Annotated in this window: 22 protein-coding genes and 2 pseudogenes; 10 read left to right on the forward strand and 14 right to left on the reverse strand. The window is 41.4% G+C overall.

All coding sequences use genetic code 11. The features are described 5' to 3' along the window. The first annotated feature begins 18 nt into the window (after positions 1-18). Both AC3WJJ_RS03835 and AC3WJJ_RS03840 read left to right on the forward strand, forming a co-directional pair. Positions 19-234 carry a helix-turn-helix domain-containing protein gene (locus tag AC3WJJ_RS03835; RefSeq protein WP_492538160.1) on the forward strand — a complete coding sequence of 72 codons (216 nt, stop codon included), beginning with the start codon at positions 19-21 and terminating at the stop codon, positions 232-234. Further along, complete coding sequence (locus AC3WJJ_RS03840) at positions 234-1,673, forward strand: recombinase family protein (protein WP_492538162.1); 1,440 nt, start codon at positions 234-236, stop codon at positions 1,671-1,673. The genes AC3WJJ_RS03835 and AC3WJJ_RS03840 overlap by 1 nt, the downstream gene beginning before the upstream one ends. Before the next feature lie 16 nt (positions 1,674-1,689). Here AC3WJJ_RS03840 and AC3WJJ_RS03845 read toward each other — a convergent pair. Continuing rightward, positions 1,690-2,121: pseudogene (locus AC3WJJ_RS03845) on the reverse strand (ABC transporter substrate-binding protein); the annotation flags it as partial. 145 nt (positions 2,122-2,266) lie between these two features. Next, on the reverse strand, positions 2,267-3,784 hold the full coding sequence (locus AC3WJJ_RS03850) for a carboxypeptidase M32 (RefSeq protein WP_492538164.1): 1,518 nt from the start codon (positions 3,782-3,784) through the stop codon (positions 2,267-2,269). 246 nt (positions 3,785-4,030) lie between these two features. Between AC3WJJ_RS03850 and AC3WJJ_RS03855 the strand changes: the two genes are divergently transcribed. The 6 genes from AC3WJJ_RS03855 to AC3WJJ_RS03880 all read left to right on the forward strand — a co-directional run bounded on the left by AC3WJJ_RS03855 (position 4,031) and on the right by AC3WJJ_RS03880 (position 7,462). Continuing rightward, on the forward strand, positions 4,031-4,360 hold the full coding sequence (locus AC3WJJ_RS03855; RefSeq protein WP_492538166.1) for an iron-sulfur cluster biosynthesis family protein: 330 nt from the start codon (positions 4,031-4,033) through the stop codon (positions 4,358-4,360). A 45-nt stretch (positions 4,361-4,405) separates the two neighbouring features. Continuing rightward, positions 4,406-4,969: a beta-class carbonic anhydrase gene (locus AC3WJJ_RS03860; protein WP_422660983.1), complete on the forward strand. Its 564-nt coding sequence runs from the start codon at positions 4,406-4,408 to the stop codon at positions 4,967-4,969. A 189-nt stretch (positions 4,970-5,158) separates the two neighbouring features. Further along, entirely contained in the window at positions 5,159-5,707 is a 549-nt protein-coding gene (locus AC3WJJ_RS03865; protein ID WP_422660982.1) for a PadR family transcriptional regulator, read from the forward strand. 93 nt (positions 5,708-5,800) lie between these two features. Continuing rightward, positions 5,801-6,226 carry a hypothetical protein gene (locus tag AC3WJJ_RS03870; protein WP_492538169.1) on the forward strand — a complete coding sequence of 142 codons (426 nt, stop codon included), beginning with the start codon at positions 5,801-5,803 and terminating at the stop codon, positions 6,224-6,226. A gap of 2 nt (positions 6,227-6,228) precedes the next feature. Continuing rightward, entirely contained in the window at positions 6,229-6,507 is a 279-nt protein-coding gene (locus AC3WJJ_RS03875; protein ID WP_422660980.1) for a YxcD family protein, read from the forward strand. A 160-nt stretch (positions 6,508-6,667) separates the two neighbouring features. Continuing rightward, positions 6,668-7,462 (forward strand): lipase family protein, encoded by a 795-nt coding sequence (locus AC3WJJ_RS03880; RefSeq protein ID WP_492538171.1) that lies wholly within the window; start codon positions 6,668-6,670, stop codon positions 7,460-7,462. A gap of 22 nt (positions 7,463-7,484) precedes the next feature. On the opposite strand, the gene AC3WJJ_RS03885 is transcribed toward AC3WJJ_RS03880, so the two are convergent. Then, positions 7,485-7,928, reverse strand: a complete 444-nt coding sequence (locus AC3WJJ_RS03885) for a hypothetical protein (RefSeq protein WP_492538173.1) — start codon at positions 7,926-7,928, stop codon at positions 7,485-7,487. 125 nt (positions 7,929-8,053) lie between these two features. Between AC3WJJ_RS03885 and AC3WJJ_RS03890 the strand changes: the two genes are divergently transcribed. Then, entirely contained in the window at positions 8,054-9,517 is a 1,464-nt protein-coding gene (locus AC3WJJ_RS03890) for an ATP-binding protein (protein ID WP_492538175.1), read from the forward strand. Between the two features lie 138 nt (positions 9,518-9,655). On the opposite strand, the pseudogene AC3WJJ_RS03895 reads toward AC3WJJ_RS03890, so the two are convergent. From AC3WJJ_RS03895 to AC3WJJ_RS03910, 4 genes and pseudogenes are all read right to left on the reverse strand, one after another. After that, a pseudogene (locus AC3WJJ_RS03895) lies at positions 9,656-9,772 on the reverse strand (short-chain dehydrogenase); the annotation flags it as partial. Positions 9,773-9,782: 10 nt separating this feature from the next. After that, on the reverse strand, positions 9,783-10,958 hold the full coding sequence (locus AC3WJJ_RS03900; RefSeq protein ID WP_492538177.1) for an MGDG synthase family glycosyltransferase: 1,176 nt from the start codon (positions 10,956-10,958) through the stop codon (positions 9,783-9,785). A gap of 21 nt (positions 10,959-10,979) precedes the next feature. Beyond that, the gene (locus AC3WJJ_RS03905; RefSeq protein WP_492538179.1) at positions 10,980-11,501 is read right to left on the reverse strand and encodes a phosphatase PAP2 family protein; all 522 of its coding nucleotides are present in this window, start codon (positions 11,499-11,501) and stop codon (positions 10,980-10,982) included. A gap of 356 nt (positions 11,502-11,857) precedes the next feature. Further along, a complete protein-coding gene (locus AC3WJJ_RS03910) occupies positions 11,858-13,975 on the reverse strand; it encodes a hypothetical protein (RefSeq protein ID WP_492538181.1) in 2,118 nt (705 codons plus the stop codon). 242 nt (positions 13,976-14,217) lie between these two features. Here AC3WJJ_RS03910 and AC3WJJ_RS03915 point away from each other — a divergent pair, with 242 nt between their 5' ends. Continuing rightward, complete coding sequence (locus AC3WJJ_RS03915; protein ID WP_492538184.1) at positions 14,218-14,934, forward strand: hypothetical protein; 717 nt, start codon at positions 14,218-14,220, stop codon at positions 14,932-14,934. A gap of 123 nt (positions 14,935-15,057) precedes the next feature. Here AC3WJJ_RS03915 and AC3WJJ_RS03920 read toward each other — a convergent pair whose 3' ends face one another. From AC3WJJ_RS03920 to AC3WJJ_RS03950, 7 genes are all read right to left on the reverse strand, one after another. Continuing rightward, positions 15,058-15,855 carry a DeoR/GlpR family DNA-binding transcription regulator gene (locus AC3WJJ_RS03920; protein ID WP_492538186.1) on the reverse strand — a complete coding sequence of 266 codons (798 nt, stop codon included), beginning with the start codon at positions 15,853-15,855 and terminating at the stop codon, positions 15,058-15,060. Positions 15,856-16,099: 244 nt separating this feature from the next. Continuing rightward, positions 16,100-16,570 carry an NUDIX hydrolase gene (locus AC3WJJ_RS03925; RefSeq protein WP_492538188.1) on the reverse strand — a complete coding sequence of 157 codons (471 nt, stop codon included), beginning with the start codon at positions 16,568-16,570 and terminating at the stop codon, positions 16,100-16,102. Between the two features lie 27 nt (positions 16,571-16,597). Further along, entirely contained in the window at positions 16,598-17,818 is a 1,221-nt protein-coding gene (locus AC3WJJ_RS03930; protein ID WP_492538189.1) for an amidohydrolase, read from the reverse strand. 45 nt (positions 17,819-17,863) lie between these two features. Beyond that, positions 17,864-18,577, reverse strand: coding sequence for an ankyrin repeat domain-containing protein (locus AC3WJJ_RS03935; RefSeq protein ID WP_492538191.1), 714 nt, complete (start codon positions 18,575-18,577; stop codon positions 17,864-17,866). Positions 18,578-18,617: 40 nt separating this feature from the next. Next, entirely contained in the window at positions 18,618-20,132 is a 1,515-nt protein-coding gene (locus AC3WJJ_RS03940) for an S-layer homology domain-containing protein (RefSeq protein ID WP_492538193.1), read from the reverse strand. Between the two features lie 144 nt (positions 20,133-20,276). Then, a complete protein-coding gene (locus tag AC3WJJ_RS03945; protein WP_492538195.1) occupies positions 20,277-20,969 on the reverse strand; it encodes a response regulator transcription factor in 693 nt (230 codons plus the stop codon). Further along, entirely contained in the window at positions 20,947-22,446 is a 1,500-nt protein-coding gene (locus AC3WJJ_RS03950; protein WP_492538197.1) for a sensor histidine kinase, read from the reverse strand. The genes AC3WJJ_RS03945 and AC3WJJ_RS03950 overlap by 23 nt, the downstream gene beginning before the upstream one ends. Positions 22,447-22,550: the final 104 nt, after the last annotated feature.

A 22,550-nucleotide genomic window follows, 5' to 3' on the forward strand; every position in this document is an offset into this window, starting at 1 on the left:
ATCAAGGGAGGTAAATGCATGATAATTAATCGTTTAAGCGAAGTTATGGGAAGAGAAAGACTGAAAATATCTGACGTTATAAATCGGACAGGCTTAGCTCGAAATACAATTGCTGATTTATATCACAATCGGACTAAACGTGTTGATCTCGACACCCTTGATAAGCTTTGCTCTGCATTGAATTGCACAACTAACGAAATCTTTCAGCATGTAAAAGCTACGGAGGGACAATAATGAGGGCTGCAATATATACTCGTGTAAGTACGGATGAACAAGTCCAAAAAGGAAACTCATTATCAGAGCAAAATGAACGTTTGCGCGCCTATTGTAAGGCGATGGGATATGATGAAGTTGATCTTTATGAAGATGACGGTTATTCAGCTAAGGATATGAATCGGCCGCAGCTCAAAAAACTTTTAAGCAAAGTAGCGGATTATGATTTGGTGGTAACCTCCAAACTCGATCGATTATGCCGTAACTTGCTGGACCTGCTTACAGTAATAGATTTTCTTGAAACCAATAATTGTGGATATGCGTCCGCGAGTGAGAGCTTCGATACATCTACTCCAGCAGGAAGAATGGTTCTTCAAATCCTTGGAGCCTTTGCTGAATTCGAAAGGGAGCGTATTAGGGAACGGGTACGCGACAATATGAGGTCCCTTGCCAAAAATACAACGAAGGCCATCGGGCGTCCTTGTTTTGGATATGACATTGTGAATGGAGAGTTAGCTATTAATGAGCAAGAAGCAATTTATGTCCATAAAATGGCTGAGTGGGTACTACAGGGTGCTGGTTGTTTGAAGATCGCAAAATTACTAAACGATGCTGGAGTTCGAACCAAAGATGGCAACACCTTCTCAGAGGGGGCTGTACGCAAGCTCATGGGACGAGAAACAATAAAAGGTACTTTGGTATACAATCGGACCTATAACCACAAAGGAAAGCAACTGACGCGCCCTGAGGAAGAATGGATAATTGTCGACAACCATCATCCAGCAATTCTTGATTCAGAAACATTCCAAAACGTTCAGATCGCTATGAAAAGTCGGAAATTCGCACGAAAACAAGCTGATAATGAAAGATGGTTATTGTCTGGTCTCGTTGTATGTGAACACTGTGGGGCTAGTATGATCGGACAACATAGAAGAAAACCATCCTCTGGAAAAGAATACTACTCATATCTTTGCTCCAGATATCATAAAAAGGGTGAGTGTTTTAGGCATTCAGTAAATCGTGATGAACTAGAGAATGGAGTTATTAACGATATCCTATTAACGGATACATTTAACTTTGGTAAAGCATCTGTCACAAAATCGGAAGACCTTGCCCCAGGTTATGATATTAAATCGATTAAAGATCAACTCAATAAATGTAGCATTAAACTACAAAAACAATTGGAACTTTACGAAGAAGGGGATCTTTCAAAAGAAGATTTTATCAACGCCAAAAATAGAATTGAAAAAGAACGATCTTTATTGAACAAACAATTGGCAGAAGCGACTGCAGAGTCGGATGAAGTTTTAAATTTAAAGATGAAAGACAAAGTTGATTCCCTCAAGGGTCAATTGCTTTCCAAAGAACGTCTTGTTGTTAAAAATGCTATCCGACAAATTGTTAAAGAAATAAGAATTACGGATGGAACAAAAGTTTCTCTTACCTATATGCCTATTTAAATATAGGTATCACTCACCCACCCTTACGTTGACCAAGAAAAACGCTATCTTTTAACATGTTCCAATCAAATTCTCCATCGAGATCTCGAGCCATAAGGAAAGTTCCATCTGTTTGGGTTAACTGACCAAAGTTTATGACTGGATCATCCGTTCCCTGTTGATACACATATATCGACGTCTCCGAGCCTACCAATGCTACATCAATCGCGCCGGAGAGTAAGGCTGTCATCGTCTTATCGCCGCCGAAGGTCGTCTGAAGCTCTACATCAAGCCCCTCTTCTTTAAAAAAACCCTGTTCAAATGCCACATACTGAGGCGCGTAAAAAATAGAACGTGTCACCTCACCAATCTTCACCTTTTTCCCTGATCCGCCACCACCACAACCCGCTAACGCCATTCCGCATACGAGCAGAATCGTTAACATCATGCCAAACCATCTTTTGTGCATTCTTCAAAGCCTCCATTCCATTAACCACACTTTTCCTTTCAGCATATGCGCAGTGCCTGTGAATGGTTAAGCGCCTGTATTACCAATAAAAAAACAGCCACCCCTAAATCGGAGCAGCTGTCCTTATGAAAGAACATATTGTTCTTTAAAGCTTATAAATCTCTTTATACTTCGTCTCCAAGTAATCCGCTAGATAATCTGGATTTAGCTCTTCTCCGGTCACTCGAATGACGATCTCGGCCGGTGTCTCACTTTTACCGTACTTATGGATTTTCTCAGTTAACCATTCCTTGATAGGTTTAAGGTTGCCCTCTTCAATCATGCTATCCAAATCTGGAATCTCTTTACGCATGGTGTGCATGAATTGAGCAGCGTACATATTGCCCAGAGAGTAGGAGGCGAAATATCCAAAATCTCCTCCTGACCAGTGAACATCCTGTAACACACCTAATCCATCATTCGGCGGCATAATGCCTAAATATTCCTTGTATTTGCTATTCCACACTTCAGGAAGATCCTTTACAGATAGACCCTCGTTAAACAGCATCTTCTCAATTTCATATCGGATAATGATATGGAGGTTATACGTTAATTCATCGGCTTCGATCCGTATGAGTGAATTTTCTACTTTGTTAATCGCACGGTAGAATTCCTCCACCTCAACGGAGCTGAACTGATCTGGAAAATGCTGCTGCAGATCACGGAAGTAGCGGTTCCAGAATGGACGACTACGTCCGATCATATTTTCCCAAAGTCGGGACTGAGATTCATGAATCCCCATGGAGGTACCTGTTGCAAGAAGCGTACCTTCCAGTTCTTTATCGATGTTCTGCTCGTAAAGTGCATGCCCACCTTCATGTAAACAACTGAACATAGCACTGGTGACATCGTCTTGAAGGTAGTTGGTTGTAATTCGAACATCCCCAATGTTAAGTCCCGTACAGAAAGGGTGAACGCTCTCGTCCATACGACCTGCTTCAAAGTCATAACCCATCTGTTCCAAAATAAACAGTCCGAACTTCTCCTGCTGCTCATCTGCAAACAATTGATCCAGAAATCCAGTTTCCGGTTTATTTGGCGAATCCAGAATTGATTTCACAAGTGGAACCAGACGGGCACGCAATCGATCAAATACTTCATCGACCTTCTGTACAGTTAAATCAGGTTCATACATATCTAGAAGTGTATCATAACGCGTTTCTTTTACGCCCCAATAATCAATAAACTCCTGCTTGAATGCAACAATCTTGGATAGGAACGGCTCGAAACCAGCAAAATCACTATTCTCCTTGGCATCTTCCCATTTGGATTCAGCATGAGCTGCAAGCACTGTATATTCTTTAAACTTTTGCTCGGGTATTAACTTGCTGCGGTTATATTCCTTGCGACACTCTTCGACCATACGTCGTTTAGTCTCATCAAGCTGCTGCTCGATATCCGGTTGAGCAAAAAAATCTAACAATTTGCCCATTTCTGCAGATGTTTGAAGTTTAAACGCCTCGGTAGAGAGCATACCTATGGTTTCAGAACGAGCTTCTACTCCCTTACGCGGAGCTCCTGTACGCAGATCCCAATGTAATAAACCAACGGCTTCTGAGTAACTTATTATTTTGCGCATCAATTGTTGTAATTGTTCCCAGCGCTCTGTGAACTGTGCATTCATTATGGGGCCACCTGCTTTCAAATATGTATTTTTCGTATTTATTGCATTTCTCAAAATTTGATATCAGTCGATCTCCGGCACAATATATAGAAAAGTAGTCATAATTGACTCAATATATTGTCGATTGAACAACCCTGATTCATTTTGTAAAATGCTCACTATTGATGATACTTTTTAGAAGGTTTATAATCAACTTTTAAGTAGAGATTTTAAATTTGTACATAATTAAAGGAGTGTCTAAGAGCCATGAACATTGAACTGACCGTAGATGCGGAAAGGAAGCTGAAGGAACAGATCGGTGAAACGCCGGGCAGTGTTAGGCTTATATATGACACTGAAGGATGCGGCTGTGCTGTAAACGGGATACCGGGATTACAAATCATTAACGAAATGGATCCCGATGATGTTGTCGTCATGACCGGCGACTCCATTCCATTCGTCATCAACCGTAGGCAAGAGGTTTTTTTTGAAGATTTTATGAAATTAGATGTTCTTCCGGAGCTAAGCTCTTTTCGATTAGATAGCCGTAATCAGAGCTATGGAACGAACATCCAACTGGTAGATACCAGATCATAACATTATGGCAATACTATATATTTATATACTAGGAGGAACTATCTAATGTCACATGTTAGCGAAATTATGGAACATAACCACACTTTTGTCGAGAACAAAGAGTACGAAGCGTACCGCACTAGTAAATTCCCAAATAAGAAGACCATTATCATTACTTGTATGGATACAAGACTCGTAGAATTGCTGCCTAAAGCTATGAACTTTAAGAATGGTGATGTTAAAGTCATTAAAAACGCGGGTGGAATTATCTCTCAACCATTCGGCTCCGTTATGCGGAGTGTACTCGTTGCCATATACGAACTAAGTGCTGATGAAGTTATTGTTGTGGGACACCATGAATGCGGCATGGCATCCTTGAATGCAGATCATATGATCCAAGAAATGATTGAACGAGGCGTTTCCGAGCAGGTAATGTCAACCCTTGAAAACTCCGGCATTAAGCTAACCAAGTGGTTGCGTGGTTTCGATAACGTTACGGCTGCTGTTGAGCATACAGTTGGTGTCATTAAAAAACACCCTCTTCTACCGCCAAACATTCCTGTACACGGTATGGTCATTGACCCAACCACCGGAGCACTGGATCTGGTTGTTGAAGGTTACAATAAATAACAGAAAATTGTCATTCATTGTTCACAAAAAAGCATGGGCTGGTCATCAGCTTATGCTTTTTTTGTTGCTCCTCCGCCTTCAGGTTGTCAAACCATACAGTTTCAGTGTACACTTTGAACAAACGGACCAGCTTAGGGTGAGAATTTATATCCTAGGTTCCGCGATTATGTTTCAAAGGGAGTTATGTACATGAACACGTTGTCATATGGCCTGCTGGGTCTACTCGCGCGTAGAGAATCATCTGGTTATGAGTTAATGCTCCGTATCCAACCTTTTTGGCAAGCAAAGCACAGTCAGATTTATCCACTTCTAGCTCGCATGGAGGATAAACAGCTCCTTAGCTCACGCTGGGTTCAACAAAGCGATAAACCTGACAAGAAGATTTATGTCATCACTGAGTCTGGTATGCAGAAACTACGCGATTGGATGCATCTTCCGATTGCACCGTCTGTTACAAAAGACGAGTTGTCATTACGCACTTTTTGCCTATGGTTAACTGATATTGGTATTGCGTTTGACATTTACGAGGAACGTCGCAGCATCTATCTTGAGAAGAAACAGTATTACGAAGGGATTATACAGAAAATCCCCGAAGACCAATGTCATTTCGGCAGCAAGGAATTCAGCAACTTCATCCTCGCTTCCAAAGGCATAATGATGGCTGAAACGGAACTGAAATGGTGTGACTGGGTTCTGAAGCTTCTGAAACAGCACAAAATGCAGACAACCAGTTCATGATTCATTATTTTTTTTGAAACCATAACGTGAGATTGTCCGTATTACTCATTATGACTTAAATTCTAATTTTACTGGGAGGTTCAACAGAACACGATGAAAAAAGTACTTGCAATTTTTGTAGCCCTTACTATGTTCCTGATGGTAATTGCTCCAGACTCCGTTGATGCTAGAAGAGGTGGCGGCGGCTTTAGTTCTGGAAAGAAAACCTACAACACTACACCTAAAAAGACAGATAATGTTCAATCATCTACGAATAAGTCCAATACATCAGGTACCGCTGGTGCAGCTAAGAAGCCAGGATTTTTCAGTGGTGGTAGCTTGATGAAAGGTCTCATGATTGGTGGTATTGCAGGTATGCTGTTCGGCGGAATGTTTGCTGGCATGGGTATGCTTGGAAACATCATGGGTCTTCTCATTAACCTGATTGCAGTTTGGGTTCTTATTATGGTCGTGATGGCTGTTGTGCGCGCAGTTAAAAATCGTCGTCGTCAGAACGAGCGTCGTGACGATCGGTACTAATTATGATTCTAACGATGGATGAAATCATCAATGCGGTCTGCTTGCATCAAGCTGAACGCAAAGGTGTAAAACCTACAGATGTTACGGTTGAACTGAGCTGGGAAGAAGATACTGGTTTTACCGCTGAGGTCTGGGTTAACAGCCGAAGCCAGTATTTGATCGAATCCAATCTGATTGAAGCGATACTCCGTTACTTGTACTCTGAATATGATATTCGGACATACAGTGACAAGGTAAAGCTTGATCTAGAAGATGAGATCATCGCAATAGTAGAACAATAAACTGCACGGTAGTATATAAGAAGGGGCAGTCTAGGTCAATTGACTTGGACTGCCCCTTTATTTACTTCCGTAATATCATTACGCAGAGGATCGCTCATAAAGGCATCTCTCCCTCCTATTCCTAATATAGATTAGGAAGAAGTCGAAGGGCGGGATTCATATGAATACGACGGATGGTCAAGATCATTGGGCAATTTTTTTAGCGGCAATCTGCGGTCAGACCTATGACCAATTTTTGAGCGTTGATGGCTCTTTCGTTGTTCCATTCAACTTTCAGCTCCACTATACGATTGAAGCAAAATCCATTAATAATGTGTGGGAGCGATTCGGATATATTTTGGAATCACCAGAGCAGATTATTATTGCCTTTCGAGGAACTAGCACAACTATTGATTGGGTATCTGACATGATTGCCTCACAGAAGAGATTTAATTATATACCGGAAGACACATTAACCCACCGAGGATTTACAGATATTTACGCTTCGGCACGACTCGGGATTATTGCGGCACTATCAAGGATGTCAACTGACAAATCTTTATTCATAACGGGTCACAGCCTTGGCGCTGCGTTAGCGACATTATGCGCTATAGATATGGCAGTAAACACACCTTACACCTCACCTCATCTATATACCTATGGGTCCCCACGTGTCGGTGATCCCGCCTTCTCGAATGTCTTCAAACAATATGTACAGAACACTTATCGTTACGCTAATATTCTTGATATCGTGACCCACGCTCCCCCATCCATCTACAAACTTCCTAGACGCGAGAAGAAATATTACTACCAACATGTCCAATCCTTATCATCACTGACTTTCGCCAATGGATCTATCAGTGCTAATCACATCATTAGTAGCTATTTCAGGGAACTCTCCAAACGTGAACCCCAGTTTACAGAATCGCTATGCTTAGCGAACCCGGGCTTCTGTCCGGTCTATTTAACGAAATGAAAGTATTAATGATCGCACAAGGTTATTTCACATCCATTGAATCCACTTCTACCTGGACAATCTCAAGCACCTCACCTAAAGGACTAACGTGAACACCATTAAGTGCGCATTTCCGATAAGCTCCAGTATCAATATTCCACGAATTCGACTCTGCGTCATACTCTGGGTAGCCTGATCGACAAGGTGTATGACCGATTATTTGAAGTTTACCTATATTTCTCAGCGGTGTACGATTCCACAGAACTCCTCTCTCGTTGCCTTCCTCAAACGGGGCATCCACCTGATCTGCAATTCCTGCATGACTTATCAAAACACGGTCGTTCTCCCAAACAAGTGGAAGTTCCTGAATCCACTCCGAAACGATCTGCAGCTCCATGTTAGCTGATTTAAGCTGATTAAGTGTATCTGATCCGCATTGCGGAAGCCAATATTCATTAGGACCATTCTCGATATGTTGTAAGTACATCCCCTACAATAAATAAATTCATAAGACTATTACTCTCCCTTATTTCTATATTGCTGATTTCTATCTAATGATTATAATATGAGTAACCCACCTCATCTGGAATGATAAAGAGAGGAGATTCCCCCTTGTTCCCAAATGAAGAGCATATTTATGATTTTGCCTTTACTCAAGCTTCGATTGGTATGGCTCTTATCTCATTCGATGGATTCCTCATTAAGATAAATACAGCACTATGTGATCTCCTGGGAACTCATATGGAAGAATTAACTTCACCTTCACGAATACCTCAAGAAGCTCGATTTCTCATCCATCACATCGTCCAACACGGAATTACACTTCAGACTAAGGTACTGGAAAAGGTGCTATTGGAGCAGTATTATAACCATCCGTTGGGATATCGCTTATCTCTAGGAATTAGCATTTCAATCATTCGCGATCATCATAATCTGCCTCTCTATTATTTTGCACAATTTGAGAACAAGACGATGATAAGACAAATGGAGACGAAGTTTCATTTTACGAAGACAAATCTCCATGAGAAAGAGGACTCATTCCAGCAACTTTTAGAGAGATTACCTCTAGCAGTGCTCATTACTGATCATGGGGTCATTCAGTATGTAAATCCTTCTGGTCTTCAACTACTCCAGGCTGAATGTGTTGATGAATTAATTGGAATGTCTACGAACAGTATTGTCGACGTTTCCAATCACGATAGGCTCTCTGAACGTAGAAAGAAATACTATTCTCATAAATCGGTAGGTTCAGTTGTATATTTGATCCAGTGCTTAAATGGACAACAGAAATATGTGGAGGGGTTCTCAATCCCCATCACACTTAATGGGAAGAGAGCAATCCTTGGTGTTTTCAAAGATATATCTGAGCAAACGATCGAGGGTGAAAGACTCATGCAATCCGAGAAATTGTCTACAGCTGGGCAATTGGCCGCCGGTATAGCGCACGAGATCCGAAATCCGTTAACCGCGATTAATGGATTTATGAAACTTCTTCGTTCTACGGAGCACAAAAAAGAACATTATTTCTCGATTATAGAGTCCGAATTGAAACGGATTGAGTTTATCGTCAATGAGTTACTAGTATTATCTAAGCCACAAGCTGTTCATCATAGTAAACCTATGAATCTCATACTTATCATCGAACAGGTAATTACCTTCATGAGCGGACAAGCTTCTATGAGAAATATTGAGATTCTTCCGATCTTCACCGAACAATCCATTTGGATTAATGGTGAAGCCAATCAGTTGAAGCAAGTATTTATTAATTTACTCAAAAATGCTATGGAAGCCATGAACCATGGAGGCACAATACATATTCATGTCTTTACATGTAATAATGAAGTTCGGGTTAATGTTCAGGATGAGGGTTGTGGTATGACAGAAGAACAGATCAAAGCGTTGGGACAACCCTTTTTCACAACAAAAGAAACAGGGACTGGCCTAGGTTTTATGATTACGCACAATATTATACATAATCATGGCGGAGCCATATCCATCGTGAGCGAACCAGAGCAAGGCACAACGTTCACCGTTACAATTCCTACAATTATAGAGCCAGAGGAAACCATTACGTAATTGAGCACACATATAGATATCATAAAAAAACGACTCTCCTTTAAAAACAAAATGGAGCGTCGTTTTAATGACCAGATCTTCAATACCGATTATATTATCACCATTAAGATTTGCGAATTATTTTCTTTGTATAAAGGATTAGGCATTTAGATCTGTAATAGCAGGAACATGAATTTCTTTGACACAAGCAGCCTTGGATAGACTAACCACACACTTTACAAGAGCTACGATATCTTGAACGGGAATTCGCGAGCCGAAGCTATCGTCAAGCGTATTGTGGAATAGAAACTGCATTCTTATCTACTGCTACAGTATCACTAGTTGTTGTCTTTAATATTTGCGTTAACGCTAGACTAGCAGAATTTTGCTGCTTGCACTCCCCAGCCTTCTCTCTCATCAGTCTCAGTAACTCCGGTTGCTGAACGATTTCATTCAGCTGCGATGATAATCCTTCAACCTCGCAACGTTTTGCAACTCCTTTTTGAATCAGATAAGCTGCATTGTCCCGTTCTTGGCCAAGCTGTGGTTCGAATAGTAACATCGGTAGCTGCTGCGCAAGTGCCTCCGAAGTGGTCAATCCACCTGGCTTCGTGATCAACAAATCCGAAACAGCCATCCATTCGTTAATCCCTTCGACAAACCCCTGCAACTGAACATTGTGCTTGCCGTGTAAAGATTCGTGCATTCTATGCATTAGTTTCACATTACGTCCACAGATGACAACGAATTGTACTTGTGGCAGATGCTCCGATTGTAATTGTTCCATAAAGGTATCATCAATCATCCCCCAGCCACCTCCCATCACCAGTACAACAAACGATGATGGATCAATGCCCAATTTCTCACGCAAACGTTGTTTGTTACTAACCTGAGTATGAAATGGGCGAACGGGGATGCCTGTTATTGAGATTTTTGTATCTGAAATGCCCTTCCTTTTTAGTGCCGATTGAACTTCTTCTGAACCAACGAGATACAGGTCGGTATTAGGGTGAATCCAGTAACTGTGATCCGAATGATCTGTAATTACCGTCACTGAACGTAGATCCGTCAATCCCTTCTCCTTGAGCATTGAAATAGCTGCTGAAGCCGGTGGGAATGTACTAACAAGCACGGATGGTTTCACATCCTGAATTAGCTTACACAATCGTTGTAAACTGGATGTACGAAACTGTTTTAACAGATATGTAAGCGGGTTGTCCGCACGAGTTTTTTGATATAAGTACCCGTATAGTGAAGGAAAATGCTTCACCCACTGCTTAAAACAATAGCGTTCAATCACATGCATACGGGGATGAATCCAAGCCATAAGGTCAACCACTTTCACAGTTACATTCGGTTTATATAAAGACGAAGCTTCAACAATCGCTTTTGCCGCTTGCATATGCCCCTCTCCAAGTGAACCAGACAGTATTAATATTTGTTCACGTTTGTAGCTCTCCACCATATTCCCTCCTTCGCGATATTAAATTACCATCAGCCAAGAAGATATCATTGCGGTACTAAACCCAATCATTCCTCCCACTACACAATCTAGCGGATAATGATACCCCCAGTAGACCCTGGACAAAGCAACCAGTAAGGCCAGAATGAACAACACAAGACCTACGCCTGGCGACGAAACTAGCATGATTGGTGTTAGAAAAGCAAATATTGCCGTAGTGTGACCGGATGGAAAGGAGTAATCCTTGAGCGGGTAGTTTCCTAATCTCACAGAATTCAGCATGCGAAAAGGACGATTTCTCCGTACTGACTTCTTAATGAGGACTGCGATGAGGTGACTGACCGCAAGTGCTATCGAACTTTGAACACCTACTTTCTTATATTCACCTTCAGCAAACCACAGTAAAAGTAACGCACAAATGATCGTAAACCTAGCTCCTCCTAAATGGGTAATAAAGGCGAACAATCGATCCATGGCTGGACTGCTTAATCTCTGGTTGCACCAATAAAATATCGATTGATCCAATTTCTTAATCCATTGCATGCTTCTCCATCCTTCCGGTTCACGTCTCTCTAATTTATCGAAACCGTCTCATGCCTATTCATCATACTTGATCCCTATGAATTAACCAACAGACCCAGGTACGGCTTCTTCCTCCGTCTAGAGACGGTGATGATTACTTGTTATCAACAAATCAAATTACATTTCTATTATTATACCCATCATAGCAGGTACTTTTTTCGCCTGTCTACCAAGAAGGCTAGTAACATTTCTCCACTTCTGTTCATGTCTATTCCACATTACTTGTGAATATCAGTAAATCTGCAACAAAAAGCCCCTGACAACTAAGGTCAGGAGCTGGGAACCCTAATTATACCATTCCCAATATAAATCTATCTTCATTCAATAACAAACCAAGTACCCGATTTAGCTGGAAGTGAAATAGCCAGTTGCACATGATATTTTCGATCAAGCTTTAGCTCAGTGGGTACACCATGTCCTTGTTCTTTAACAGTAGCCCTCTCCGTTAAACCTGTATAATAAAGTGGCAGGTCAACGATCGTGTTAAGTTGTCGATCCAATGGATTATAAATAACTGCTAAGCCTTTATACTTCAACTGTGGATTGACATGCAAAATACAATCCAGATCACGACCATCAGGTCTACGAACATGAACGATATCCGAATCTAATATTTCCCGATACTTCTTATAAAAATCAACCCACTCTTTCACAACAGACTTCGTCTCTTCAGTATCGTAAAGACGACTTCCACGATACGTTGCTTGAACGCCTGAGCTGAAATTAGTCATTAAATGCGCACCATATGTATCCAAATGCTCACATAAAGGTTCAATTGTCGCCTCTGCACCTCCGCCCTGATACTCCATTAGGGGTACAAACATCCAGCCCATTGATGGTGTCTTTTCCCACGTGCCATCATAAATATTTTGTCTAGCAATCATGATCTGTCGATCCCTAGGAAGTGACCAATTTACTTCACGGTATCCCATTCCTGCTTTATTCGATCCCACTAGGAAGTACCAATCAGGGACATTCAAATAAATGCCATTCTCACGACACCAACGATAAAAACCCGATATGGTTCTCCACTGCGACCACTGCGAATCTTCATAGCCACGATGTCCAGGGTGTTTATGAGAATGACAAACATCTCCTGCATACGATCCATCATGCTCTAGCACATCAAAACCTGTGTTCTGGAAGAAAGCTTGCAGCTTATCAAAATAACGCTGTCCCCAAGTACTTCCTAAACATGGCGCGTGTACGTAATAAGCACCGTTTGGTGTAACAACATCATCTTCCGAGCTAATCGATCGACTCGCTAAAAGCGAATACCCACCAATCTGGATCCCTTTATGATGCGCATAATCTGCGAGTTGCTTAAGACGAGCGATATATTCTGGATCATCACTCTCCATGTTAAATCCGCTACCAAAAGAAATAATGACCATCTCAAAGCCAACTTCAGCACATTGATCGATAGCATTCTTCACGACCTCTGATTGATCACTTAATACATGCATCAGAATAGGATTTTCCGTTACCCAAGGTGCAATCGTTCGATACATACGTTTCTGTGCTAAGCCTTTTCGCTCACGATCCGTGCTATCATGAATTAATTCGAATGTTCTAAAGGTTTCGAACGTTGTACCCGATAGAACAATCGCATCCGGACCAAGTGGCGGACGACTCACCAGTAGACTCGGCGTCTTCATATCGTAATTAACTTGAGTTGTATATTGTTCATCCGGTATCCATTTTGTAGTACGGTTTGCCTTCTTCTGTGTCATCCCTTGGAATGAATAATCACTTTCTATATGAATGTTCGGATAATCCCAGCGTTCCGGTGTCTCAACAGGTGACTCCCACTCTACGACGGCAAGAATTTCGCTCGTGAATGTATCAATAACTAAATCTGAACCCGTGTCATTGGTCACCGTAATCCATTTGGATAACAGCGGAATATGGTCAAACATCTCATAATGTACGGATACCGTTACCCCGCGAAGCTCTCCAATCGGCGATTGGAAATGTAGAGTTAGCTTCACACCTGGCGGTGGCCAAGCAGAATTCGTACTGTAACGTACTCGCTTCCATGGAAACCTCGGTTCCGTCGGACCTGTCTCGAATCCCGTAAACTGAAATGCTTCTGAATTAGCCGTTAACAACGGAACCCACTCATTACGCAGATATGCATAGTCTGGCTGGCCTTCCAAGCCTCCCACTTCATAGGATACGCCATCAATCTGCAATAAAGCTTCGGGTTTTACACCACGTATAATACTTTCCCCCGTCATTAGATTATCGAAAAAAATGGTTGCTGCGTTCGGAGCAATTCTCCATGTCCGACTAATAAGACCATTGGTTAAGATGAGTTCATGTTCATTCTCTCCTTGATAGAGTTTAGCTGAATAATCTGCAGGTTCAATTAACCAATCTTTTGCTGGCCTTGTTCTAGTAGACTTACTAGAAATTTGATCCAATTCGCTCATACAAGTATCGCTCATCAACATTTCAACCTCTTTCTGTTTTCGATTTAGTTAGACTTAAATTATACTGATTCCTCCTGCAATGTATTCGCTTTCAAAACATAGAAAGCCTCCTCTCATACTAATAACTCCCTAAGTATCTTACTTTGCATGAAATCATGTTTGATATTCATCATTTTCACTCCTTTTTGTAGACCATTACATAAAACCTAAATCATAACAAATAATAGGTGAGGAGGTGCAAAATGCACAAGTCATTATTACTCTTCATCTCCCTGCTACTCTGTCTTACTCCTGTCACTTATGCTTATCAAGATGAGTCAGTAGAGCCGTTTAGATGGGATCGACAAACTACAGAAAAATTAAAGAAATCAAAAGTTCCCATTTATATCCCCACTGTTGTAGCTACATCTGCAATGACGCGTCGAATTGGCCAATTGTTTGTTAGCCAACTGGATGTGAATAAAGATCATTATTTATTTCGTATTTCCCGCTCGCGTCACCAGAAACATGTCAATCGAAACAATCTTCTCCCTTACGATGAGTTAACCATGTCAGCTGGCACACTTCCTGTTTATCGAAAAAAACCGTTTGCCACATCAGATATGTTTGAAAAGCCTGAAGGTTCCTTTACGTTCCGCGGATATCACGTTGATTATTACCTAGATAAAAATATATTGATCTGGAACCATTCGAATTGGGAATACATTGTATGGGCAAGGAACCCCAATCATGCAATAAATATAATGGAACGAATGATGCTCTGTTTAAATAATGACGCAACTCCTGTTCCGAATGCGACACGCGGACAATTCGTAACTTTTGAAACAAAAGAGGGAGTTATTTCGGATGCAGGCTGGTCTTATGATAAGGAGAAATTGTGGTATATTTTGACGGGCCGAAATACACCAGAGCAGTTGGTCAAAGTACTGAACTCTATTGTTAAGTTAGATACCAAATAATTTGCTGATTGGTAATACTGACATAAAAAAAGCAATGCTTAGGTGAATGATTCGCCTAAGACATTGCTCGTTGCAATTCGAGTTTTCTATCATAGTTATCCGTTAAGAAGTAGCAAGTCCTTCTTATTCTAAATCTTCTACTTGCGCAATGCGTACCTCAACACCCAACGCCTGAATTCGTTCAACCACTTCTTGATCCGCTTGTTCATCAGTTATTAACAAATCCAGATCCTCTGTGGATCCTGCTCTTGCAAAACCATCGTTCCCTATCGAATGATAGGTGGCTAAACCAATACACCGACGAGATACTGAGAAGACAGTTCTCCCAAATGCAGCGACTTCAGGAGAAGCTACAAATATACCTTCATCTGAGACGCCACCTCCTGTAATGAAACTAAGATCAAACTTAAATTGTCGAACAAATTCATGCGCAAGGACATCTGTTATATTGCCCGAAGACTTCACACGACCACCTACGAAATAAGTTTCGATCCATTCCCGTTCACGTAAGGCATCGGCTACCTTCATACAGTTCGTTACAATCGTTAGCGGCATCTGTTCAGGAAGATGATGCAATAATACATATGAAAGAGAACCACTACCGATAAACACTGTTTCTTTCTCTCTTATATAGGATACCGCTAATTTAGCAATTGCATTTCCTTCTGGTGAACCTGCGCCATATCGATGTTCAGAAGGCTGCGGGGACTGTCTAACCTTTATCTTAGGAATAGCACCGCCATGTGTCTTCTGAAGCAGCCCTTGTTCCTCCATCATGCTCAGATCTCGACGGATCGTATCAATCGAGATCTGGAATGTTTCTGCCAAGTCTTTGGCTAAGACCCGTTTATGTTGATTTAGTAATGAAAGAATTTTCTCGCGACGTTCTTCCGCAAATAGTCCTGCTCCTTCTTGAACCATGCATTTCTCCTCCTGAATTATCATATTATTCCAATTACACTTCGATTATATGCTGCTTTGTTCAGTTATACAAGGGAATTGATATCATTTTTATTCGTTTTTATTCTGTTTTATTACTTTGTATTCATGTTTCACACAAAAAAGCAGGCCGCTCCAAGGATCTTCCCTAGATCGACCTGCTTATTGTATTCCAGACGAAGCCTAACCCACTAACCAATGCCTATAAGCTCATCTTTATTTAAACCTAACGATACACCCCATACTTTCCTGATACCCAGTCATCAAATGCATCTTGATGCTGCTCAGTGAATAACGGTGGTAACTGATCTACCGAAAAGTATCGGAGCTCTAATGTTTCCAAATTATCTACCGTCAACTCCCCGTTCACAGGTCTGCATTCGAAACAAAACGTTATCGTCTGGGCCCGATCACCATTCGAATACTGATTCGTATATTTCGTATAGACACCGATAAGTCGTTCTACGGAAACAGTCAAACCCGTTTCTTCAAATATTTCACGGATCGCAGTCTCTTCGGCAGATTCCCCTAATTCCATCGCTCCACCTGGAAATCCCCAAGAATCGCTATCGCCTCTACGTTGTAATAAAATTTCGTTAAACTCATTACAGATGATGCCACCAGCGAAGTTGAGAAAAATGGGTTCATGTCCAACCTTTTCCCTTAACCATGCAATGTAATTAGGTTGATCCGTCATAGAGGCTCCCCTCCCTATTCTCTTATACTACAAAGTCCCGCTTACAAACCGACCTTGATAACATACCATTTGAAGCTTGCCTCTTCGTGCTACTGCCTCTGCTGAGCAGCTTGCATGAACCAAGACATAACTCGCTTCATCTCCCACTCGTGGCCAGACCTGTTCACCTTCCTGATTCAGGGGCGTAATCCCAGCAGTAATAAATTTAAGAGATTGAGATAATGACTGTTCATGACTATATCCATACAATTCTGCAAATCGACCAGCTTTCTCTAGTAAATCTCCATTTCCAAAGGGAGACCAATGATCCGTAAGGCTATCCGTGGCAAGCTTAACATGAACGCCTTGCTTATGTAACATCGGGAGCGGCATCATGGTTCCTCCAATAGGAACGGTGGAAGCAATCGACATGCCAAGTGAAGCCATACGAGCGGCTAGTTGCTCGGCCTCCTGGGGATCAGCTTTTGCAAACCAGAAGGCATGACTAACGGTCACTTTACCAGCTAACCCTGCTTCTTCCGTCAGATCAACGAGCCTAGTGATCGTCTGTTTACCAGCTTCTCCTCCATCGTGTAAGTGAAGATCGATACCCGCATCAGCCTGAACTGCCAGCTCCACCATCGTCTGAAGCGACTTCTCGATATCCCCATCGACTGTAAAGGGATCGACTCCACCTACATGGGTCGCTCCTTCTGCTAAAGATTGCTTCACAAGCTCTACCGAATTGGAACGAAGTAAACCATGCTGCGTAAAAGCTACAATTTCGTGTGAGAGTTTCCCCGAGAAGGTGTTCAGGGCTTGTTTTGTAGCTTCCAGCCGTTTCAGCCCACTAACAGGCTCAATATTACAGTGGGTACGAACATGGGTAGAGCCTAAAGCCTGTATATGTTGCAAAATGCTTTCTGCTTGTTCTTGCGCTGTAGATAACAATTTAGGAAGTAAAACTTTCTCTTCCTCGATTCGCTCGAAGATACTACCTATCGGCTTCACGGCTCTCCAAGGAGCACTAAAATAAGTTTTATCCAAATGAATATGCGCCTCTTCAAAAGAAGGTAACATCAACAACTCTTTTGCATCGTATTTAGGCAAGTCTCGATACGGGTCTGTTATAGTCTCACTAATTTCAGCTATCCTACCTTCATCGATCCGTACATTAGAGATTTTTGTTTCTGTTCCTGTAACCTGTCCCTCTTCCCTTACATATCCAGATTCTAATCTTACATTCGTTACCCAATAGGATGTATTCATAAATATAAACCCTCCCGATCTTCCCATAGATGAAATTAGTAAAACTTATTTAGCGCCCTTGCGAACTAACATTTCTATCATTTCTTGATAACCCCTACGCTTTGCATGTTGTAGTGGGGTCGTCCCATCAGAATCTGCTAGATTAACGTCAGCGCCATGATCTATTAATAACTTTACTATAGCTTGATGTTTCTGTCCCCCATCACCTAAGATTACTGCTTCAAGCAAAGCCGTCCAACCTAAATTATTGACATGATCAATATTAACATCTGACGTTGTAAGCAGTTCTTTCACGATATCCACATGACCTCGGTCTGCCGCAGGAATCAGCGCAGTCCCGCCAAAACGATTCGTAATGGTTGTATCCGCCCCTGCCGCTACAGCCACTTTCACAAAATCAAGCATTCCTTCTGCTCCTGCATAAAGAAGCGGATTGTCTAAGCGGTTATCGCGAATATTGATATCTGCACCTTGCTCAATCAACCATTCGAATACATCCAATTGCTTCGTGTGAACAGCAATCATTGCAGATGTTCTACCATTACTATCTCTAGCATCAATATCAGCACCTTCAGCTAATAAACTTGTTATATCATCCTTACTCCCTTGCTCAGCAGCAGATAACAGTGCTTGGTTTAACTTATCCATTGGTTTGTTCACCTTCTGCGTTGATTGCTGCTCTTCATGGCCTAACCGTTTGACATCGTCTGTCTGACATCCTGTAATCAGGAGAATAAGTGTCAATACGAGAAAGCGCATAGCGAACCAACACCCTTTCGTATAGATTTCAATTTCGAGCTTACTTGCTGGTGAAGGTTACTTGTGATGCTGTTGCCCATTGGCCTACAGGTTCTACTGAATATGTAGTCCCTACAACCATCTTATCATTATTCAAAATATCGAACACACCTACTGCATTCTTACGACTGGAGTATTTATAAGCGGCAACTAACTTGTCTCCATTCGGGGCGATCAGTTCAACACTACGGCCAGAAAACAGCTCGTCACCAGGATCTTGTGCGAGTGTTACATGAATAGAGGATTCGCTGACTGCTTCTGCACCAGTAATGTGTAATGGTGAGATTTCCGAAGCTACGAATGTTGGAGTCTCAATATTTGCCCAGTCTGAAGTTACGGTATATTTCACACCAGGCTTCAAAGTTTCCCCTTCAGGAAGTCGGAATTTTGGCTCGCTTTTTCCGTCAGTCGATTGTGTAAATGGTACATACTTAGCAATCACTGCCTCTCCGCCTTCTGGCGTTATCATGACATATCTTCCTTGCATAGAAGGAATGATCTGATAGGTCACACCATCTGCGCTCCCATTCTCATCTAGTACAAATGCATTCGCACCACGACCACCGCTATACGCAGAAATGACATATCCATAGTCAATGACGCCATTAGCTTTCAAAGATTCAATCTCGAAAGTATCACTTGTCACTTGACTTGTTGTCGTCATATCCACCTTCACTTTATTTGCAACAAAAGTCCCTGCTTTCTTGCCTTTATAGTTCAAGGTATATGTAACGCCGGGGAGTTGAACCGAAGTAGGGACGATATACGTTGCGATAGAGCCTGACTTCAAGCGCGGCATATTCGTCAATGTTAATCCATCGTTAAAAACGAAATCTTCTTTCGCTTGTGCGAATACTTCGTTCTCAGCTGTTAATGGTGCATCGAAAGTAACGATGAGTGTCATATTATTGATTGCTTTCACATTGGTAATTTTAGCTTTATCCGAAGGAATAGCTTGGCGTGCAATATTCAATAATCTTGCCACTTCTCCTCGTGATGCGAAATCATTAGCGGAATAGAATGGATTAGCCCAGTATTTGACCGATAAAATATCACGCTTTAATGCCTTAGATACGACTTGTACAAGCTCTTCATCGGTTACTGCTGCATTTGGATTGAATTTTCCATCCTTCATTTCCATAATACCTAGATCTACAAGTACCGACGCATATTTGTAATACCAAGCGTTTGGATTCACATCAGAGAATGGAGTAGTACCCTCTGTTTCACCCTGAAGTTTGAAGGTCAATACAACCATTTTTGCAAGCTCCGCACGATTAATTTGTGTGTGTGCACGCATGGACTGATCTTTATAACCATGTAGTACACCAAGCCCTGCAAGTACTTCAACCGCTTGCTGTATCTCTAGATCTGTTAAATTTGACGATGTATCAGAAATTCCGGAAAGACTTGGCGCGGATTGTGCGTTTGCATTTAGTACCGTGAAAGGTAAAGAGGATACACCAAGTGTTGCTGCCACCATCATAGCTCCAATTGTTTTAGATGCTAATTTCATATCATTTCCTCCTCAGATCATTCGGTTATTTATGTTTCTGTCTTAAGTGAATGATAAAGGATAGAAATAAACTCCCAAGAAAAAATGATTAACAAAGTATTAACGATATCTTAAAAATATCGAAATTTGATGACCAAATTGTGATTACACCGTAAATCGGTACCCCGCTCCCCATACCGTTTCAATGTATTGAGGATTTGAAGGATCTGATTCTAGTTTCTCCCGCAGTTTGCGGATATGAACCGTAACAGTTGCGATATCTCCACTGGATTCCATGCCCCAGATCCGTTCGAACAGATCAGCTTTGCTAAATACACGATTGGGGTTACTCGCTAAGAACACTAGTAAATCGAATTCACGAGTGGTAAATAACACCTCTTTATTCCGTATAAACACCCTGCGTGAATCTTTATCAATATGAACGCCTCGAATTTGAATCTCATGCTTCTCCATAGGTTCCAGCTTACGCAGTATACGTTCGTATCTAGTCAGGTGCGCTTTCGCTCTAGCCACTAATTCACTTGGACTGAACGGTTTAGTAATATAATCATCCGCTCCGAGATTGAATGCTCTAAGTTTATCAATTTCCTCTTTCTTGGCAGAAACAATAAAGATAGGTACATCCTTCTCCTCTCGAATACGGCGGCACAATTCGAATCCATCGAGTGCCGGTAACTGTAAATCGATGACGATGAGATTGTAATCTCCCTCAAGAGCTAGCTTAAGTCCCTCTAAACCGGAATGACACAGATCAACATTAAATCCATTAATCTCAAAATAATCCCGTTCCAATTGTGCGATCGTAATTTCATCTTCAATGATCAAAATTCGTGTCATGTGAATGCTGTCCTTCTTTCTTTATTGATCTCTGCAATGTAAAGAATAGACTTGAACCCACACCTTGTTCGCTTTCCATCCAAATCTCCCCTCCATGCCCATCAATGATCTGGCGAGCAATCGCAAGTCCCAGTCCACTGCCACCTGTCGATAAGTTCCGGGATGGCTCTTCGCGATAGAACCGTTCAAAGATGTGGGGAAGCGCTTTTGGATCAACTCCCATTCCGTTGTCTTTTATTTCTACAGTCACCCATTCGGGAACGGTATGCAGTGAAATCGTGATTGCTGGGTCAGGCTTATCCATATACTTGAGTGCATTTGAGATGACGTTTACTACCAAACGCTTTAACTTGTCTAAATCAGCAATGACTTCAATCCGCTGAGAAATTTGCTGTTGCCACTGAAAAGTTACACCTTTGTTCTCCATATCATAGTGCATCTCTTCAATACAATCATCAAGGAAGCTTACGATATCAACGGTCTCGAAAGTGAACGGGACCTGATTCAGATCCAGCTTGGAATATAGGAATAACTCATCAACAAGTTTGTCCATCTCTACAGCCTTGTTATAAATAATCTCAACGTATTTGTCCATCTTCTCAGGCGTATTGGCTACACCATCGCGTATACCTTCTGTGAAGCCTTTAATAGTCGTGATCGGCGTACGCAAATCATGTGATATATTCGAGATTAATTCTTTACGATTCTCTTCGTATTGAAGACGAAGGTTTACTGATTCTTGTAATCGCTGCCTCATTGTCTCAAATGCTTGATTCAACTCTCCTATTTCATCCTTCGACTTCAGATTCAGTTCAAATTGAAGATTACCTTCTTGTATGCGTTCGGCAGAGTCTCTTAATAAGTTTAGAGGTTTAACCACACTTCGGGTTATGGAACGATACAATAATACATTCGCTATAACCAATACACCAATCAGTAAGAACGATAGGATCGGCAACAATCTGCGAGTAACTTCCACAAATGGACTCCGTTCTTTAATGACGAATACGCTACCTTTATCTCCATCTGAATATTTAAAGTCAAATTTGGCATACCCATAAAATCTTTCATTGATATTAAAAGTGCTTCTAATCTGATAGTTATTTAGATCGTAGGGAGGCAATGACTTACTTAATTCGGGTTGATTGAGTGAATAGGACTCGAATATCGTGTTACTCTCACGTCTTACATATAGCCCTGCTCTTTCAGTCTTCAGCTTAAAATCATATTCGCTTAATAATTCTTTATTTCTTAATTCATCCGGGTCATTCTTTGCAAGATACTTTAATTCTAAAAATATGGATTCTTCTTGCTCCGATAAAGGATTTAATTGGTAATGCACTTTATAAAAATCTCTCAGACTATGTATATCCCCAGTTGAAGCAATTGTAAATAAACTTGCGGTGAGTACGAAGATCATTAAACTGACGACAAGCATCCCTGTGTAAGATAACAGCAACTTAATCCGAATGGACACGAGTCACACCCTCCATTCTTTTGTGGTAAATAGCATAATAGAGAATGTCTTCTCAAAAGTAGAGCGCATTATTTACGAGCGAATAAATCATATGAGTTATTGTT

It is taken from the genome of Paenibacillus sp. FW507-14B1B (genome assembly GCF_058781425.1).